This is a genomic window from Vibrio sp. 2092 (assembly GCF_033339635.1).
In the GTDB taxonomy this organism is placed as follows: domain Bacteria; phylum Pseudomonadota; class Gammaproteobacteria; order Enterobacterales; family Vibrionaceae; genus Vibrio; species Vibrio alginolyticus.
The window spans coordinates 393,123-411,335 of record NZ_JAWOUY010000001.1; the positions used below are offsets into that span (position 1 = coordinate 393,123).

The 18,213-nt window shown below is 37.3% G+C and carries 16 protein-coding genes; 6 read left to right on the forward strand and 10 right to left on the reverse strand.

The window, feature by feature from the left end:
- Positions 1–148 precede the first annotated feature (148 nt).
- The 7 genes from R7P80_RS02305 to R7P80_RS02335 form a co-directional block, all read right to left on the reverse strand.
- Positions 149–346 (reverse strand): hypothetical protein, encoded by a 198-nt coding sequence (locus R7P80_RS02305; protein ID WP_229623795.1) that lies wholly within the window; start codon positions 344–346, stop codon positions 149–151.
- Positions 347–393: 47 nt separating this feature from the next.
- Positions 394–1,689 (reverse strand): hypothetical protein, encoded by a 1,296-nt coding sequence (locus R7P80_RS02310; protein ID WP_020331347.1) that lies wholly within the window; start codon positions 1,687–1,689, stop codon positions 394–396.
- A gap of 28 nt (positions 1,690–1,717) precedes the next feature.
- Entirely contained in the window at positions 1,718–2,545 is an 828-nt protein-coding gene (locus R7P80_RS02315; RefSeq protein WP_116921173.1) for a hypothetical protein, read from the reverse strand.
- A gap of 12 nt (positions 2,546–2,557) precedes the next feature.
- On the reverse strand, positions 2,558–3,604 hold the full coding sequence (locus R7P80_RS02320; protein WP_020331349.1) for a ParM/StbA family protein: 1,047 nt from the start codon (positions 3,602–3,604) through the stop codon (positions 2,558–2,560).
- Between the two features lie 150 nt (positions 3,605–3,754).
- Entirely contained in the window at positions 3,755–5,398 is a 1,644-nt protein-coding gene (locus R7P80_RS02325; protein WP_020331350.1) for a response regulator, read from the reverse strand.
- 83 nt (positions 5,399–5,481) lie between these two features.
- The gene (locus R7P80_RS02330) at positions 5,482–7,047 is read right to left on the reverse strand and encodes a hypothetical protein (RefSeq protein ID WP_116921172.1); all 1,566 of its coding nucleotides are present in this window, start codon (positions 7,045–7,047) and stop codon (positions 5,482–5,484) included.
- Between the two features lie 375 nt (positions 7,048–7,422).
- Positions 7,423–8,130, reverse strand: a complete 708-nt coding sequence (locus R7P80_RS02335) for a hypothetical protein (protein ID WP_085762402.1) — start codon at positions 8,128–8,130, stop codon at positions 7,423–7,425.
- Positions 8,131–8,513: 383 nt separating this feature from the next.
- Between R7P80_RS02335 and R7P80_RS02340 the strand changes: the two genes are divergently transcribed.
- Entirely contained in the window at positions 8,514–9,791 is a 1,278-nt protein-coding gene (locus R7P80_RS02340; protein ID WP_318096655.1) for a GGDEF domain-containing protein, read from the forward strand.
- The gene (locus R7P80_RS02345; protein ID WP_045592958.1) at positions 9,788–10,243 is read left to right on the forward strand and encodes a hypothetical protein; all 456 of its coding nucleotides are present in this window, start codon (positions 9,788–9,790) and stop codon (positions 10,241–10,243) included. The genes R7P80_RS02340 and R7P80_RS02345 overlap by 4 nt, the downstream gene beginning before the upstream one ends.
- Before the next feature lie 29 nt (positions 10,244–10,272).
- Here R7P80_RS02345 and R7P80_RS02350 read toward each other — a convergent pair whose 3' ends face one another.
- Complete coding sequence (locus R7P80_RS02350; protein ID WP_229623793.1) at positions 10,273–11,175, reverse strand: hypothetical protein; 903 nt, start codon at positions 11,173–11,175, stop codon at positions 10,273–10,275.
- Between the two features lie 139 nt (positions 11,176–11,314).
- Here R7P80_RS02350 and R7P80_RS02355 point away from each other — a divergent pair, with 139 nt between their 5' ends.
- Positions 11,315–12,538 (forward strand): EAL and HDOD domain-containing protein, encoded by a 1,224-nt coding sequence (locus R7P80_RS02355; RefSeq protein WP_045592962.1) that lies wholly within the window; start codon positions 11,315–11,317, stop codon positions 12,536–12,538.
- 119 nt (positions 12,539–12,657) lie between these two features.
- A complete protein-coding gene (locus R7P80_RS02360) occupies positions 12,658–13,431 on the forward strand; it encodes a hypothetical protein (RefSeq protein WP_229623792.1) in 774 nt (257 codons plus the stop codon).
- Positions 13,432–13,475: 44 nt separating this feature from the next.
- Here R7P80_RS02360 and R7P80_RS02365 read toward each other — a convergent pair whose 3' ends face one another.
- Positions 13,476–15,269 (reverse strand): hypothetical protein, encoded by a 1,794-nt coding sequence (locus R7P80_RS02365; RefSeq protein WP_229623791.1) that lies wholly within the window; start codon positions 15,267–15,269, stop codon positions 13,476–13,478.
- A gap of 393 nt (positions 15,270–15,662) precedes the next feature.
- Between R7P80_RS02365 and R7P80_RS02370 the strand changes: the two genes are divergently transcribed.
- Together R7P80_RS02370 and R7P80_RS02375 are read left to right on the forward strand one after the other, a co-directional pair.
- Positions 15,663–16,247, forward strand: coding sequence for an outer membrane beta-barrel protein (locus R7P80_RS02370; RefSeq protein WP_053318437.1), 585 nt, complete (start codon positions 15,663–15,665; stop codon positions 16,245–16,247).
- 84 nt (positions 16,248–16,331) lie between these two features.
- Positions 16,332–16,640 (forward strand): hypothetical protein, encoded by a 309-nt coding sequence (locus tag R7P80_RS02375; RefSeq protein WP_048515929.1) that lies wholly within the window; start codon positions 16,332–16,334, stop codon positions 16,638–16,640.
- Positions 16,641–16,691: 51 nt separating this feature from the next.
- Here R7P80_RS02375 and radA read toward each other — a convergent pair whose 3' ends face one another.
- Positions 16,692–18,098: a DNA repair protein RadA gene (gene radA / locus R7P80_RS02380; RefSeq protein ID WP_020331360.1), complete on the reverse strand. Its 1,407-nt coding sequence runs from the start codon at positions 18,096–18,098 to the stop codon at positions 16,692–16,694.
- Between the last annotated feature and the right edge of the window lie 115 nt (positions 18,099–18,213).

An 18,213-nucleotide genomic window follows, 5' to 3' on the forward strand; every position in this document is an offset into this window, starting at 1 on the left:
CTTTCTTATAATTTATTTATTTCTTTATTATTTATTATTAAATAATCTTGTACGAGATTTATTTATTATAATTCAGTTAGGATTTTATATTGAAATCAAAACAAAATCCAGAAAGATGAGGTAAATGAATAAAATTTTGAAGGTCAGGTTATACCTGACCATTAAAACGACTCTTTCCTTTTCTCACATTTAAATGTCCGCTTCCAATTCTCCACATGTGCTCCCTTAAGTCTTCTTCAGTAAACCATATTTCCTGAGTTGGATTTGGCATTAAATAGAATACATGATCAGGCTCTTTCTTCCTGAAAATATTCAACTTTCCGATTGCTGATAATATTTTTTTCATAATTTATTCTCTAGATTTAAGAATACAGCCCCTAAGGGCTGCATAAGTTACTCTGAGTAGCCTTCTCGCTCATGAAGCTTAAGCTCAAGTTTTAGTGCATTAACTGCTTCACTGACTTCAGCGTTCATCAATGGCTCGCCAATTACCTGTTCAACCAACCAATGTGCAAAAGGACCAGAACACTCAACAAACGATACTTTTCTACCGTGGGAAGATAAACAGTAGTACAAAACTCTATCGTGCTGCTTAACCCATCCAAGCTCACCCATATCAATTACACCAACACTTCTGGCTCTACCAAATAAACTCATCAAGCCACATCTGATAAATGCATGGTTTGCCAAAATATCTTGCGCATCAGCTTCTTTAATTGGAACAAGGTATTTATCATTTTTGATATACGTTAGAATTTTTCGCTTATCTAGGAACATGCCGCGTGTCATTTTTTGCTTCTTCTTCTTAGCTTCTGCAATTTCAGCGTCAATATCTTCCTTTAGAAGTTTGTATATTTGAGCATTAGGAGGCGTTAACTTCGAAACATTAATCTTTGGAGCATTAGGAACTTTGATTATCGAAGAAATATATTTTTTGAACTTTGGAATGTTCTCTACATGGTTAATTTCCATTCTCTTAATGAAGAAGTCGTAAACCCCTTTCTCAACATCATTTAGAGACTTAATGCCAGTAAATCTATTACCCATTTGAGCTATAAAAGCCCTCTCAGCCAAGTCCATGTCAAAACCGACATCACCATCCCAAATTGCTTTGAACTGGTTACTTTTCTTCGCTTCGTCTTCCAGACCCAACGGTGGAGATAAAAGAGCAAAATCTGATGGATCCAAGGAACATCCATATTGATATGTATCTTCCTTCATGTCCCTATCGTAGCGAACAGACTTGTATTCAGGTTTATCCTTCACATATGGCTTAAGGTGAGGGTAAATTTCTGAAAGCTCTGACAGCAATGTATCGTGGTTATAGATGGTATCGATCTTAGTCGTAGACATAGAACGTTTGAATCCAAGGTAAATAACCCAAACAGCGAAAGGCCAAGTTACCCAGCCAGATAAGTGATCATTGATGCTGAACACAGTATCTTTATGAATTAGGTCGTATGGTTGACTCCATATGTAATCAAACAGACCTTTTATTTCCATTTTTCCGTAGATTGGGAACCAATCTGGTAAAACATAGAATAATGAAAGTTCAGCAAGTTTTATCCATTTCCATAGAAAAACCAGCCAAGAATAATGCGTACTAACAAACCAGCAGAGGGCTAAAAAGCCCACTGCTGCTGCTATGTAAAACATATCATTGTCTTGTTGAGGATTTTGTTGACTCATTTTTTATTCTCTTTATTAATTATTCAATTTATCCACCAAATTTCGCCCCAAGCATTTCAAGAGGATCAATGAAATCGTCATCGTCATCATCATCATTGAAAACATCAGATTCTCCATCACCTAGATCAAATCCGACAAACCCCTCTTCTTCATTTTGAATCATTAAATCAGGGTCGATAATCTCTTCATCAAAACTGACTGGTTTTACTGCTTCTTTCTTAATTACTTGGCTTTCATTTGATTTATTAATGTTTTCTTCATTTTTACTTATGCTTTTAGACTCTTGAACACGCTTATTTTCTTCTCTAACTGACTCATTAAATTGTCGAGAATCACTTTGTTTCCTAACATCCGATGGGCTTTCAGAAGCTGGTGGATGAGGATTTCTTTCCATTTCTCTCTGTTCAGAGCTATCCCTTACCTCAGTCCTATGATCACTTTCTGGATAATTCATACCAGGTGGCATCATGTGCGGAGGATAAGGATATGGATAAGACGCGGGAGAAGGAAAACTTTGTTGATTGGCGGGGTTAGCCCCGCCTCTCATCATCTCAAACATTTGCATCATTCTGAACATATCATCAGGGCTAGTTTGAGGCGCTTGCTGTGTAGCAGGCGCTTTCTTCATTATTCCTGATAGCATCTCAACGACCATTTTCAGGTCATTTTCGTTCACTGAATGCTCTACAGCCTGTTGAGAATCCATATGCCTAATGAGAGTGTTATATCCAACTTTTATCAGAGTTCTTATTGCTTCTGAACGCTCCATTCCCTTTGGATGTTCAGCAATATAATCAGCTATTTCAGAGTCAAGTTTTTTATCTGTGTACAGATTTAAGGTATATCTAACTCTCATTATTTAGATACCTTATTTTTTTAATGCTGTTTCAATGAATTTAGCCATTCCGCGAGCATTAGCAAAACCAGGGTCTTTAACAATGTTTTGGTTACGGAACCAGCCTTGAAGCTCATGCTCTACAGCTACAGTTGTTCCACCTACAAAGTTTACGCTATCAAGATCCGCCGCAGAACCTAAACGTCTGCTAACTTCCGCATGAATCTTAGCCATTTCTTGCTTGATAGCTAATTCGATAAACTCAGATACATCATAGTCAGTTCCCCAAGCGCGGAACATTTTAGTTTTCATCACTTGGTTCATTTGAGCAGTAGTAGGAATAACATCGTACTCGTCTGAAATCTTCTCTTTAACAAGATTCTCAATGTTCAGCATACCAGCTTCAATAGTAGTAGATTTGTCGGTTTCAATATTGCAGTCTTCAATAACTGCGATATCTGTAGTACGACCACCAATATCTACGAAAGCAGTTGGTACTGATGACTTGTCTTTGTTCATTGTCAGATTGCCAGTTTCAGGGTCGCGCTCAAGAACGTAATCCATCCATGCAGCAATACCTTCAGAAATGACGTGATGCTCAACAATACGTGGAATGTTAAGGTTTGATAGAGACTTACCATTAGTGCCGTATAAAACCTCTTTTACATCATTAAGGAGCAGGTTTTTACGCTTAGCCTTAATAAGAGGAAGGTTTTTATCCTTACCACGGTAATAACGTTTGTACGGTAGACCTGTAGCAATAGCAAGGCGGTTTGCGCCTGTAAAGCCAAGTGAAATTAAGGCGTGAGTAACCAGAACGCGGTTCATAGCGCTGATTGGGTAATCATCATTTGATGTAGCATCACTTTCTTTAATTTTACCAACAATGAATGCGCCATCTTTGGTTTCATAAGGAAACACAGTTTTAGCACCACCATCAATGGAAATTTGCGTCATCTCACCTGCACGAGCTTGGGATGGAATTACGATCTTAACATCATCACTAACCCAGACTTTAGTTTCACGGAAACCATCGTCAACGCCTACGAAAGCTATCTTTTCTTTGTTATTTTCGCTCATTTTTACACCATGTTTTTCTATTATAATTAGTTTTTATTTATTAATTTATTGAGTTGTGGTGTATATTTTAAATTAATTGTTCAAATAGTCAAACAATTCAGAGCTTTTTAATGACAAATAAAAAGGTCGAGTTCATGGAACCCGACCTTCTTATGCTGCAACGACTTGAAGTCGTTTTTGTATGCTTTGTTTAACGCTTTTTATAGATGAAATAACAGACTCATTCGTGACATGCTTCTCAGCTCTATAGATACACCTCATGCACTCCCTTACTGAGCTGTTGTTGAAGTTATACTGCTTTGCCATTTTATAACTAATCTTTACAGCTAGATTTTGAAGTGATTGAATTTTTGGTTTTTTCTCTAATAAATCATCAATTTTTTTCAATGCATCATACAGTTTATCATTCGCAATCAGCTCTGTTATCTCGTTTTGAGCATTTTCAACATAGTTTTTTAACTTAAGCCTTCTTGCATTTTTCTCTTCTAATTTTTTCCTAATTTGGGAATACGTTTCATGAACCCCCATTTTCATCTTCATTCTTTCAACGAGGTTGTTAGCCATATCTTTATGGCATAGACCCAAGTAAAGAAACATTATGCTTATCATCGAATCTGAATTGTTTTCAATAAACTCTTTGTGCTCAACATAAGTTCTATTGAGTAAGCTTAGCGCTTTTTGGTTTTCACCTGCCTCATGCAAATGGATCACTTTAAACAACGCCTGGTTAACATGGATAACCTTACTTTCTGGAAAGTTTTCATATCCACGATTCAAGTACTTAATGCTTTCCTTGATAGCATCAATCATTGGAACTTTAATTTTTGATTCCGCATAGTCGCGTTTCAAATTTGCCATTTCCACATAGATGTCAGGATATGACTGCAATCTTTTTTCCAGCAAAGAGATGATTTTCTCGTATGAATCAATTGCTTGTTCATACTTCATTTCCTTAGCGTCAATCTTAGAAATTGCGAGACATGCCTTAATATAGTCTGGGCAGCAGCCAGTAACTTCCTTGTAGCACTTATAGGCTTCATCTGTATTTCCTAGATTGTCGTAAATATCGCCAAGCAACAGAGTGGCTTTAATACTAGAAGGATGTTTTCGCTTGCAGATCAGTACTTCTTGAAGCGCTTCCTTGTATCGGCGCGTTGCAATAAGTGATTCAGCAAGATAGGTTCTTATCCATTCAGCCTCATTATTAACCAAGAGGAATCGACAAAAACTCTCTATGTTTTTGTACATTTTCAGTTCTAGCATGGCTTGGATTTTTACTTTATATAGCCAGCCCCTGATTTGACCTGTATTAAAGTGCTTTTCAAGCTCATAAATAGATTCTAGTACTTCTTGATGATTACCTTCGCTTATAAGTTTTCGCAGTTTTAAAGTCATGATAATGTTTTGAGCATTAGCGAAAATTCTCTGACTTAAGACTTTTAATGTAAAAGGCTTAAGTATGATATCTTCTGCTTCAATTTGTATCATCTCGGCAATATTACGCTTAGTGTGGTTGGAACTGATAAATACAGTACACACCTTAGTATTTGACTCACGGATATGCTTAAAGAGTTCAACGTAGTTATCTTTTAACTCTGAATCAAAGTCGATAATAACCAAGTTAAACTTTTGTTTTTTGAATATACGAGCGGCTTTATCAGGACTTGAAGCTAGTGTGACGTTATGGATACCCATTGTGTAGCAATTTTTTCGAATGATTGCCTGAGTAAACTCCGAACTGTCTAAAATCAATACTTTTAATTTATTAGCGTCTTCTGCCGAAAACTTATGCATTTGATAAATTTACTTTATTAGTTAATTGGGCTGTCGATTATAATAATCAACAACCCTAAGTCAATACCTTATTGATTAAGTGCTCAAGAAAGAGTCAAGTTCTCAATTTTCTCTTTAGTTTTAGTGTATTCCGAGAATAGAGGGTGTCTATCACCAACATGACCTATTGATTCTAAAATTGTAAATGCCTGATTCAATAATCTTCCTGATCCAAGGTTCACATGGATTTCAATCAGGATATTTACAAACAACAATGAAGATTCTAGGTTGTTTGGTCTTAGCATATAAGCCTTGCGACCAGCTTCTTCAGCCTCACTCAAATTCCCACACTCAAACAACTCTTTAGCTTTCTCATACGACTCATTAGCCTTTTTAATCGCATCTGAGTTAATTTTAACATTTGAAAGCTCTGTCATTTCAGCAACATTTTGAAGCTTCATTAAACAGTCTGAGTCCAAGTTTAGCTTACCCGCCAGCTCAAGTATGTATTCCATTAGGTATCTGTTTTGAAGTAAAACCGATCTTTCTTTATTTACGATAGAGCCGATGTGAAGCTTAAGCTTCTGAATGTCTCCACGTAGTGCTGTTTCTTTCAGTTTATACTCTAAAAACGCTGCTTTTAACCAAGTTTTCTGGTGCTTTCTAAAACCTCGACCAATAGCGTTAGCCAATTTAGAAACAAGTGTTGTACTTGCCGCTTCATTGGATACCCAGTATTTATTTCCATAATGAATCAAGCGCTTATACGAATCCTCATCATCTTCTTTACAGTCAAGCCTTAGCTTCATAGAATCAAGTTCAACTTCAACGGAACTCTTAAATTCTCCACATTCAAAAAGGCTTTTTGCATGACTAGCGAAAACATCAAACTCCATCACCCCATTAGCAATGATTGTTGATGTAAGAGATTTAGCGCTTGAGAAATCCCCAATGGACATAAACGCCTGTGACATTACAAACAACGCTGCATTCGTCATAGAGCCACCTTCAATCTCATCAGCATAAAGCATCAATGCTTCTGAAGGTCGATTGTCAGCAATTAGCAATTTAGCCATAAGGATCTTGGCTGTAGGATCGTTACGATCCATCATAAGGTCACTAAGCAAAAACTTGCACTTATCTTTCATCCCTTGAGACATCAAAGATTCAAAAGTGACTTGCAGAAACCACTTATCCAAACCGCTAATTTGTCTGTTTTGTTTGGTGGATAAACGTTTATGAAGCATCGATTGAAGAGACAGTGAATCTCCAGCGAGGAACATTCGTCTAGCGTCAGACGTTACAACGTAATTTTCTTTGGCAGCACGTAGAGCGAGAAGAGCATCGTTAATTTTGAATGGTCTAGGTATAACGATATCTGCCTGCTTATCTACTGGAATTGAGATCGATTCAACCAAATCATTAGTTACCACGACAGTAACCTGGCTAAACTTAATATGATTAACCATCTTTAATGATTTTAAAGTCGAATACGATGACATACCCATGTCAATAATTACGGCATCAAATCTATCTCGCTGGAGGTGTGAAATTGCATCCGTTAGAGACAAACACACTTCATACTCATCAGAGGCAGGACTTTTAGCTAAAATTAACTTCCAGTCTCTCAGTGTTATAGATTTTGGGTGCGAAATGAGCAGAAATTTCATCTTCCCTCCTTTTAGAAGAGCCTAAATTATATTAGTGAGTAGTTGCATGTCAAGGTAAACACAATTAAACAGTTAAAATTCCCATATTTGGAAGCCGTGTCAAAAAATCCTTATAAATCAGATATGTTTTTATTTTGCAATCAATTGAAATGTGGAGAGTTTCATATTGTCGTGTTGCTTATGCTATACACACAAAATGAAAAAACTTGACCACTTGGTTAATAAAAGTTTCGTATTATTACAAGTATTGAAAGAAAATAAAGAATTGAATGCTGTTCAAAAAAAGTATCCAATATACAAACAATTTAGAAAAATCAAAAAACCCTACATCAATTGCAGGGTTTCTATTAACATTTTTTAATAACTAAAATCGTCCTATAGAGCCAACTCAGGCTCTTTAGCCTTACTCTTAGAGTTGCCAAATATGTTACCAAATGATTCCAGGTTAAGCCCATCTATGGACTCAAACTCACTAACATCAAAATTTTCCATGTCATAAACACGAAGATCACAACTGGTTACGTTGTCCATAGGATACTTATCTTCATTACTTTGGATGAACCTTAAATCTTCCAGTACCTGACTTAAGTTTAGTGACGTAGCCATAGAAGACGCTTCCAATGAGTCTAGCTGCTTTTCACCCTCAAACACTTGCAAGGTATCTTCTAACTCAATCATCCCAACAAGCTCTCTTTCTGAGTACTCCTGGCTATCATACTCACCATCAACAATGATCTTGATGGTATCCTTATCCCACATCATTTGGCTTTTAATTGTCATGAGAGGCTCATTCGAGAGATTTACAACCTCCATCTCAAACTCATCTTCATTGATGACCATATTGAATGCGAAACCGCGCTTTATCACTTTTTCCAACCTGCTTAAAGCCGCACTCAAGGATAGAAGTGATTGCTCTTTGGGAGTAGGTTTAATTGAAGTGACCTTTTCAAACATTTCTGCTTTAAACAGTAAAGAGTTTGGGTCTTGCCCATTTACTGTAGATTCCGTTTCAAATGGGATGCTTAGACCAAGCTTTTCATTAAGATTGTGAATAGCCGCGTTTCTTGTATTTAGTTGTTTCATAGCAATTCTCGTTATTTTTTATTTATTAATTAAATTATACCCTACGAAATAAAAAAAGCCCATCTATGATGGGCTAAAAAACAAGATAACTATCGCGTCCGTTACTTAAATCACTGTCTAAAACTAACAATGAGAAGTTAACCTAGAAAAATAAAGTATGTGTAACTCTATGATTAAAATTTACTACAAATATTTTTTATTTAATATAAAAATCACCTGTAAGTGTGACGACGATCATGCAATTATTTTACTCTCTAGAATGGACGTATTGATAAAAGTCAGTATAATGAGCGCAAATGAAACTAGAATTGACTGAAAAACATACAAATTATTGTTGATTCAAGCGTTTTTAATAACTAATGCAATTTAACAGTAGGCTTCAAATGGTTCATACAGACTCAACATCATCGGCAGCAAAAAGCCCATGCGTGAAAATACTTCTTCATGCCTGCGCTTATGTTACCAACTTCAAAAACTCTAGTGGTGATTGCAAGCTTCGCGCTGAAAATCTTAAGAAAAAATTAAAAGCTGGTAGCTGCAATTCTGAAGAAGTAATAAATGACCTTGTAGTGATTATTGGACAGTTAACAAGCGTTAATGATTCAACCTCAGAAAATTCATCGCTTCCAAAAGAAACCACCGTGTCCGACAAAGACGTTAAGGATGTAGAGAAGGCTGTAAATGAGGTGTTTGAAGGAAATCCAGAGTCTCCTGTTCGACTAGGGCTTCTTAACAAGTTAAATGCAAATAGAAACTGCGCATTCTCTGTAATGCGTCAACTGGTTAACTTTGCCATCATAGAAGCTCGTAACCGCGCCGAACGAGAGCGTCAATTAATGACGAACATTGAAGGTGCTGTATCTAGTCTTATTACCAAATCAAAGAGTGCTAAAGAAGCAGAAAGCTCTCACATCGCTGATACAGTAAGCTTTATTCGTGATATGACTAACTCATCAGCCTCACTTAAAGACGAGATAGGTAGCGATAGCGCCCTGAACAATCCCAAGGTGATTGGGCTAATTTCAAGCATTGAAAGCCAACTGAACGCCCAAGCGATCAGTCAAAAGACATACCAGGATAAAGCCGAATCTCTCTTAATCGCTCAGCAAGCCCAAGTTGACAACTTACTTGCTGAAACAGAGAATTTGAAGAAACAGCTATTGGAAACAAAAAAACTTGCTGAAACTGACTCGTTGACAAGACTAAAAAATCGCAGGTCTTTTGAAATCAAAAAGGCAGAGAATAAAAGCTTAAACAAGCCATTTTCTTTCGCGATTATTGATATCGACCACTTCAAGAAAATTAATGATAACTTTGGTCATGCGGCTGGAGATATGGTGATCAAGTCATTCTCCGATATTCTTCATTCAATTTCGTCATCGACAGTTCACCCATACAGAATCGGGGGTGAAGAGTTTGGTGTAATTATTGACGGTGAATATAATGCTCATCACTTATCAATGATGCGGTATATTAGAGTCTCAGCAGCAAAAGATACATGTAACACTCCATATGGTGATATTTCATATACAGTATCAATCGGTCAATCTTCATCTAAAGAAGGCGATAAGTTTGTTGAAATGGCTGACCGAAGATTATACAAATCCAAGGAGTCTGGAAGAAACATGATTACCTATATGAAAAAGGCGATTCAAAAATGACAAAATCAAAAATTTCCTTATCCGCCCTAAATGGTATGCAAAAGAAATACGAAACCTCTACCATAACAATGAGAACATGGCTCTCTGTATCGGTTATTTTCTTTGTGATAATGGTGCTTAAAGGCTCATACTTTTCACCCCAGTCGCTACTACCATCACCAGAGCTACTATTTGTTTTGAGTGGATTGGTAATTTCTGCATTCCTCTATGACAGAAACAAGAGAATTTCGAATCAGATTGAAGAACTCATTGAGGAAGATGAGCAAAAACTACTTAAAGATAAGTTTATTAATCGCTTATCGGGGATGAAAACTAAAGGTGGCACCGTTAAGCTTATCTTTCAGAAATATGGAGTGCTTGGTTGCATTGACCAAAAAACCAACCTAACTCCGTTCCAAAGAGCTAGATTGGTTTTATGCACACAGCATCTAATAAGAGAGAACTACTTTTGACTATGAACACGCAAACGCGTGTTCTTTTTTTATTTAGCTAGCTCATTAACTGGCGAGTCATTTTTTTCAATCTTCGCGACCAAGTAATCCCTTAGAACAATGCCCTTCTTCACTTCATAATCATTCATGTTTGATACAAGCTCTCTTGCCTGCTTTAAAGAATATTCTGAAAGTACATCTGGCGAAGAACAGCCCTTAGCCGTTGCGATCTGTTTAATTTCAAATTTCAGAGGGCTTCCAAGTCTCTCATTATCTGAAAGGTTGTCAGTTACGTAATTTGAGTCGAGCTGGAAAGTCCAGTCAACAAGAAACGATATAGGCTTCGATGTTGGCGTTGGTTTATCCGTTAAACCTCTTAAAGATGTCGTATCGCCCGTTCTTGTGAAACCTTCGTAATAAAGCATGTATGTTCTACGCTCTTTACTCACACCATCTTGTTCAATCTTAAACTTTGAGTTACTTTTGCCATTAGTTAGGGGCATTTCGTTACATGAGGTTATTTTGATCGTTGAAGTGTGTTCTGAGTTTTTAACCCTGTAGTTATCACTATGCAGGTCAACTCTCCCTGTACACATGCCCGAAATCTTTTCATAGAAATCAGGAGAAAGCTTTTCTTTCTCAGTGACAGTTCCATAAGTACCAATTAGCCCCTGAATATCGAATGCGCTAGTTACTGTTTTTGCAGTTGACGCTTCAAGCTTCATTTGGGAAACCTGTTCTCTTGCTTCTTTCTTGTTTTTCGCAAAAACAATAAGTGAATATTCTTCTTCAACGGACAGATCTAAAAGAGCAGCAGTCTTTTTGTTTTCCTCATCAAAAGCCACGTCATTTGCGACCAATTGATTATCAACGAGCTTAGAACTGCTGTAACTGAAAGGAATTCCAGATTGGCATTTTTTTATATTTGTAAAATTAACTACGAATGGCTTCATCTTTTTTATTCTTTAATTTATTTACTTAGCTTCTATCTTACCACTTTTTGCGCCACAGCAAAATAATTGGTGCTCGTTATTGACATAATTGGCAGCGCATGTAAAATAGCCGCAGTTTAAATGGATAATATTGATTTACATGAAAATTTATATGGGCAGACAGCCAATTCTCGATAGAGCGAGAAAGATTGTTGGCTATGAGTTGCTATTCCGTGACAGTGAAGAGAACAGGTTTCCTATGCATGTGCCTCAAGATGTGAGCACTGCGAAACTTCTGATCAATTCATTTCTAAATATGGACTTTGATGAGGTTGTGAACGGTAAAACAGCCCTTATAAATTTCCCTATCGAAATGCTTAGAAACAAAGTTTCTACACTATTACCGAATAAGCGTATTGTTATTGAAATCCTTGAGTCTGTTGAACCAAATGAAGAGACCAAGGATTTGCTTCGAGAACTACACCGAAAAGGTTATAGAATTGCTTTAGACGATTTTATCTACAGCCCTGAATGGGATGACATTTTACGATACGTTTCCATTATTAAGATTGATATCCAGGCTACCCCTTTGGATACGATCCCTCACGTTTTGGAAAAGTTAAAATCTCAAAAAGTAAAGATTCTTGCTGAAAAGGTGGAAACCTACGAAGAATACCAAGAATGCAGAAAAGCTGGATTCCAATACTTCCAAGGGTACTTTTTCTCTAAGCCTGAAATGATATCAGGAAACGAAGCTGAAATTTCTAACAGTTTGATCATGCAGATTTACAGAGAAGCGACAAGAAATGTTATTAATTTTGACCGCATTTCTAAACTTTTCGAACAAGAATCTACCCTTACGTATCAAACGTTAAAGCTGGTAAATACCCGCAGACAAAGCAATAAGAAACCTGAGATTAAGAGTGTAAAACAAGCTCTAGTTTATCTCGGTGAGCAGCATGTGAGGCGCTATGTTTGTTTGTTGGCAATAGGCAAGTTAGGTAAAAACAAACCTGCTGAATTGGTTAAAATGGCTCTTACAAGATCTCGATTCTTCGAGCAAATTGCAACTTTAACTCCATATAAAAGAGAAAGAGAAGAAGTGTTCCTTATGGGTCTACTATCGACTCTAGATGCTTTGCTGGATAAGGAGATGTCCACTGTTATGGACAGCTTACCCGTTAATGATGCAGTTAAAGATGCTCTAGTTTCGAAGTCAGGTAGGTACTACCCTTTCTTAGCTATTATATGCGCCATAGAACGTGCAGAATGGGATAAGTTTGAGCATTACTGCTCCAAAATTAATATCGACTCCCAAACCGCTATGACATTTTATAAAAATGTCCTACGAGCTGAAAGAAAGGATTTGCTGATTGCTGCCTAAACTTTACATTTTATATATTCAGTAAAACCTCCCTACTTGTAGTGAGGTTTTTTTGTTTATATTTTACACAACTGGTTTTATAGTGATAAAATAATTAAAACAATAAAAAAGGCAATAACATGAAATCTAGTGATCAAACCTCAAAAACAACAGCGACTAAACTTTGCACTTTAGCCCTTTTATTAAAAGAACGTGCCGAGATGAGAGTGGAGAAGTTTAAAGAAAGCCATGTGGCTGATAAAATCTTAAAAAAATTGAATGCTATAAAATCTGAATCACTTACATATCCCCGCGATTTAGAAGCATCTAAACCTTTTGGTATTGAAGAATCATTTAATGATTTTTTTGCTAAAGTAGATAAAATGAAAACCAGCTCGAATGATATTGGTTTCGATAAAAGCCATCTACTCGCAATAACTCTGGACAAGCTGGTGGATGAAGGGATTATCTACTTCGACTCTGAGTTTGTATTTGAAAAAGATAGCGATATCGATGTATATGCGGTTTCCAAAGCTCTTAATGAAAAGTTTGGCAAGGAAGTGTCTTTCGGCACATCAAACTTTTTGGAGAACAGCACTAAATTGCAAGTGTGCGGCTCTAAACGTGTTCTTGAATCACTAAGTAATGACTTTGGAATTTCACCTTCTACTTGCGATATTGAATACCTATACGTTGACTTACCTACCAAGAAAATAGACCCTGAACTTGATTGGGATTTCGCAAATAGTGACTTGTGGAATTCAGAAAAGAGCATGTCAATTCAGGCTCTTATTTGCAAACAGCATTTAGAAGAGAATAGTGAGCCAGCAAAAGCATCTGATAAATGGATTGCTAGTCAGTTGTCAAAAGCTAACACTCAAGAAAAAGAGCTAACTTTAGAAAAGTCTATGTAGCCTTCCTCTGCATATAAAAAAGCCCGCTTTGAGCGGGCTTTTAATTACTTGTACATTGGATGGTCTATGTTGTTCAGATCAAATGTATTAAGCAGCTTCATACCTATCGGATATATGACTGGCTCCACCCCAAGAACCCATTTGTACCCGAGCACTTGCTGAATCTCCAGCTTTTCACCTCTCATAAGCTCAAAGCGCTCAATAACAGACGAACTAGTGAACTTACTATTAGATCTCAATACTGGGTATGACAGTATCACAATAAGATCAAGCATAGTCATGTATTGCTTCAGTTTTACTTTCCAATTTGCACCATTCTTGATTTGGCTAATTTCAAGCAAGCGAAGCGGTAATCTTGCAAGCGCAAACAGTGAAAAGAACAGGCTAAAGAACAGTGCAATTGGTGGCACTATTATCATTTTCAGATAACCGTTACCTTCTTCTACACGACTTCCACCTGGCGCAAAGTCTCTCTTACTATTTTTCAGCTTAGAAACTTCTGCTCTCACTTCCGATGCAAGATTTCCATTGACATATTTACGCTCAAACTGTGACTTAGACAAGCCCAATGGCACTGAACCGCTATAAGCACTGCCTAGCAGCTTCTTAAATCCTGACTGAACTTCGTTCAGAGCAACGAATTGTGCCTTTGTTTTGGTTCCCGATGCACCTCCAGTTGCTTTATTGAACTCTCTTATAAAGTTAGCTTTGTTCATTGTCATGCCATATGGCAGATGAACACCTTTATCTGCAAGCTCAGAGCGTATGCTCATCGCAACCGTTGGCTCATTCATGAATTGGGAAACTGAGTTTATATCTGGATTCAGTCCAGACATGTAGCTAAACATCCCATCCATCAATGGCACAGCTTGTTTTGCCAAGAACTTTTCATCACCTGGACATTTGTTTCCATCACACCATTTTTGCCAATTAGACTTTGAACCCGTGGCTTGTTCCATGATGGCCTCAACTTTACCAAGGGCTTTTCTACGGCAGTTAGTGCCACAACCATTTGAGAATGCTTTCTCATACTGATCGTAAAGCAAATCGTGGATGTTGTTCTTTCTGATTTGCGTTTCTACGTATTCAGGAAATTCAACATCTCGCTTGTGCTTATAGTTAGCGTACTCTTTCGAAGATTTACTATATATTTTTTCCCACTGAGCATTCGGGTCAAGTGCCTTTTGACCAGAGTTGTACTTCTTCCATTGGGAATCGACCTCTTTAGACACCTGAAGGTAGCCATCATAAAGAAGGTCAGTTTTCATTGAGTTTCTGATCTTGACGATATCACTCACCCAAGAGTTAAGATCCTGTGTCAGCAACCCCTCTGTTCTAGTTGAGTCGAACATCATCAATGAATACATTGAAAAAAGCGCTAGCTCTTCAGCGCTTGTCGGGTTATCTCGATTGATCGGAACTTCTTTACCAAGACCAAAATCGCCAGATATCAATCCCTCTTTATATGTTACGAACAGTTCTGCTCTCGACTTGGTTTCAGCAGTTGCGTTACCAACAATTAAGTCATCTATAAGTAGAGACTGCGCTTTATGCATAAGCGGAATGCAAACAACAAGGGTTAAGATGAAGTTGAACACTCTTCTTCTAAAAGAATACTTAGTACCTAAGAAGCCGAACACAAGCAATGCCAAACCTACGCCGCTTAATAGGCGACCATACTTTTCTAGGTTATCAATCCCATGCTGGGTTACAACTAAACCACCACCCGCGTTCAGGATTGCAGCATTCAGAGCGAATTCAGACAAGATGTACAGCAACTCAAATACTATGAGAAACCGTATCCACTTAATTCTGTCTCCGTCAAAAAAGCTCTTCATCTTCTATTCCAATTAATTACATCACTGCACACAGTATACATAAAACAATATCAGAGTCAATTTTTTTAACTAAATATAAAAACAAAAATATTCATATATTCTATGATGATAGGATATTTCCGACTAAATAATTAAAATTGTTGCTGATAAAGCAATCAATTGTATAAAATTCAGTCATTTAATGCAATTCTTTTGTAATAAAAGCCTTTATCAGTTGATTTGACACCTATAGTCATGTAATGCAAAAAAGTTCAATTAAGTTACTAATTTTAGTGAAATTCTTTTTGACAATTCACAAAAAAACACTTATTGTAAGAACTATTGAGGCAAATGTTGCTCTCTATTAATAAACAAACCAAAAAAATATCTTTAAATAACTAAAGGAATTTAACTATGAAAAAGACTCTGATCGCACTTGCTGCACTGACTATCTCTGGCGTTGCTTCTGCTGCTTCTGTTGATAACGTTTCTGTTGGCTTCACTGATGTAGAAGATTTCCAGGGTATCACTGTAGGTGTTGAGAAAAGCATCACTGAAAGCGTTTACGTTGGCGCTAATGTACAAGCTCTAGAGCATGTAGATCACGCAGATGTAACTGCTCAAGATTACAGCGCTAAAGTTGGTGCTCTTCACGCTCTGAGCGCAACTCACAACCTTTACGGTGAAGTGGGTGTTGGTCACGTAGTGCTTGAAGATGTTGATGGCAAAGTGTCTGACGACTACGCAAGCCTAGAAGTTGGTGTTAAAGGCGACCTTTCTCAGAAAGCTCCTATCCAATACTCTGCGTTCGTAGGTAGCAAGGCTTACACTGATCTAGACAACACTTACTACGTAGGTGCAGACATGGATTACGCTGTAACTGACACATTCGCTGTTGGTGTTGGCTACAAATTCGAAGCTTACGATAGCAATGATCAATCTCTTTACGGTGAAGAAAACGAAAGTCAATTCTTCGTACAAACTAAATTCAAATTCTAATTTGAATAATGAAAAAAACGAGGCTATTGCCTCGTTTTTTTATGTCTATTAAAATATAAAAGTTTGTTTTTTAGGATTAAATCGATGGCTAAACATAAAAAATACAAAATGCTATTGGCAAAAGCCGACAATATGGATTTGGTGATTTTGCTCAAATACGAATCACAATACACTTGGGTTAAGTCTCCAAACTCCTACCCGCCAAATAATGACTATACTATTGGCTTCCTTTGCTTACCTAAGCATGAAGTAGCTTGTCTTAGTGCTCTAAATGGTTCAAAAATCCAAATTAGAGAAGGTGAAGGTGATTGGGTTGAAGTAGAGCTAGACAGTAAATGGAAAAAGACTGAATGGTATATGTCAGAACACTTTGACTCAAGAATTGCAAATTAGATTAACAAATAAAAAAGGGATGGTTTAACAAACCATCCCTTTTCTCATTTTTCAGCTAACAGAGATTCTTTTCAGTACGGCTATAGCTTCAGAGACAGTTTTTACAGGAATAATTTCCATATCTGTTTTTAGCCCTTTCATATTTGAAGCTGGAATTATTGCCCTATGGAAGTCATGCTTACGACACTCTTTAAGTCTCTCTCCACCACTCGGAACTGGTCGAATTTCACCACCAAGACCCACCTCCCCCATAACGATAACGTCTTGCGGAATGACTATGTTTTCAATTGCTGAACAGATTGCTAAGACTACAGCCAAATCTGAAGCTGTTTCACCTATCTTAATGCCACCGACTACGTTAAGGAATGTATCTTTATCATAGGTAGCCACTTTGCAGCGACTGTGTAGTACAGCCATCAGCATTGAGTTTCTATTTGAATCCAAACCCACAGATACTCTCTTTGTATATTGCGGATTTCCTTTCGCGACCAAAGCTTGGATCTCCAGCAACATAATACCATTGCCTTCTTTGTAAGGGATCACAACTGTACCAGGGGTAGGAACGTCTGGTCTTTGAAGGAAAATAGCGCTAGGGTTTTTAACGTCTTTCATTCCAGACTCAGTCATGATGAATACGCTCATTTCATTAGCAGTACCAAAACGGTTTTTTGCAGATTTAATTGTCCTGTATCTATCGCTGGTGGTCGTATCCAAATGGATGGTGCAGTCAACAGTATGTTCAAGAACCTTTGGACCCGCTAACGTTCCGTCTTTTGTAACGTGACCGATAACAAGTACAGAAACGTCATTTGTTTTCGCGTACTGAGTTAGGATATGTCCGCAATCTTTCACCTGTGAGGTTGAACCTGGCGAGGAATTGTTTGTTTCCGAGTACATAGTTTGAATTGAGTCAACAATGATGACTTTAGCATCTATTGAAGAAGCGTTTTCGATAATCCTTTCAACACAAGTTTCAGATTTTAACTTTACCTTATCGCCATTCTTTACATGTAATCTAGTTGCTCTCGAAGAAATCTGATCTACTGATTCCTCACCTGTAAAATAAGCTGAAGATACTTGAGACGCAAGGTAATCTATTGCCTGCAAGAGTATTGTTGATTTACCTGCACCAGGGCTACCAGATAACAAAACAACACTGCCTTTTACTAAACCCCCACCTAGAACCCTGTTAAGCCCCGCTATGCCTGTATCATATCTAGATAACGCGGCTTCTTTACCTTGCAACTCACTAAGGCTAACCATCCCTTCACTGATTTGACCAGCGTATCCTTTATGTTTCGCGTTTATAGCAGTGTTTCTTATCTTCTCATTAACGTTATTACTTACCTTCGATTCCGCAAAGGTGTTCCACGCTCCGCAGCCTCTGCACTGACCAACCCATCTAGGACTGTCATAACCACAATCGGAACAAATATACACTGTTTTCGTCTTACTCATAATTCTTGCTTTTATTTTGATTTAATTACCTATATTATAACGCAGACTTTTATTAAGACAAATAAATAGTCAAACCAAATCAATTAATAAAACTAAAGGTATATGATGATAAACA

What these genes read in the sequence shown, in the direction of transcription:
- R7P80_RS02360 (WP_229623792.1), top strand. Translation starts at nt 12,658, where the DNA reads ATGAAATCTAGTGATCAAACCTCAAAAACAACAGCGACTAAACTTTGC.
- R7P80_RS02305 (WP_229623795.1), bottom strand. Translation starts at nt 346, where the DNA reads ATGAAAAAAATATTATCAGCAATCGGAAAGTTGAATATTTTCAGGAAG.
- R7P80_RS02345 (WP_045592958.1), top strand. Translation starts at nt 9,788, where the DNA reads ATGACAAAATCAAAAATTTCCTTATCCGCCCTAAATGGTATGCAAAAG.
- R7P80_RS02340 (WP_318096655.1), top strand. Translation starts at nt 8,514, where the DNA reads ATGGTTCATACAGACTCAACATCATCGGCAGCAAAAAGCCCATGCGTG.
- R7P80_RS02330 (WP_116921172.1), bottom strand. Translation starts at nt 7,047, where the DNA reads ATGAAATTTCTGCTCATTTCGCACCCAAAATCTATAACACTGAGAGAC.
- R7P80_RS02310 (WP_020331347.1), bottom strand. Translation starts at nt 1,689, where the DNA reads ATGAGTCAACAAAATCCTCAACAAGACAATGATATGTTTTACATAGCA.
- R7P80_RS02315 (WP_116921173.1), bottom strand. Translation starts at nt 2,545, where the DNA reads ATGAGAGTTAGATATACCTTAAATCTGTACACAGATAAAAAACTTGAC.
- R7P80_RS02325 (WP_020331350.1), bottom strand. Translation starts at nt 5,398, where the DNA reads ATGCATAAGTTTTCGGCAGAAGACGCTAATAAATTAAAAGTATTGATT.
- radA (WP_020331360.1), bottom strand. Translation starts at nt 18,098, where the DNA reads ATGAGTAAGACGAAAACAGTGTATATTTGTTCCGATTGTGGTTATGAC.
- R7P80_RS02375 (WP_048515929.1), top strand. Translation starts at nt 16,332, where the DNA reads ATGGCTAAACATAAAAAATACAAAATGCTATTGGCAAAAGCCGACAAT.
- R7P80_RS02350 (WP_229623793.1), bottom strand. Translation starts at nt 11,175, where the DNA reads ATGAAGCCATTCGTAGTTAATTTTACAAATATAAAAAAATGCCAATCT.
- R7P80_RS02355 (WP_045592962.1), top strand. Translation starts at nt 11,315, where the DNA reads ATGAAAATTTATATGGGCAGACAGCCAATTCTCGATAGAGCGAGAAAG.
- R7P80_RS02370 (WP_053318437.1), top strand. Translation starts at nt 15,663, where the DNA reads ATGAAAAAGACTCTGATCGCACTTGCTGCACTGACTATCTCTGGCGTT.
- R7P80_RS02335 (WP_085762402.1), bottom strand. Translation starts at nt 8,130, where the DNA reads ATGAAACAACTAAATACAAGAAACGCGGCTATTCACAATCTTAATGAA.
- R7P80_RS02320 (WP_020331349.1), bottom strand. Translation starts at nt 3,604, where the DNA reads ATGAGCGAAAATAACAAAGAAAAGATAGCTTTCGTAGGCGTTGACGAT.
- R7P80_RS02365 (WP_229623791.1), bottom strand. Translation starts at nt 15,269, where the DNA reads ATGAAGAGCTTTTTTGACGGAGACAGAATTAAGTGGATACGGTTTCTC.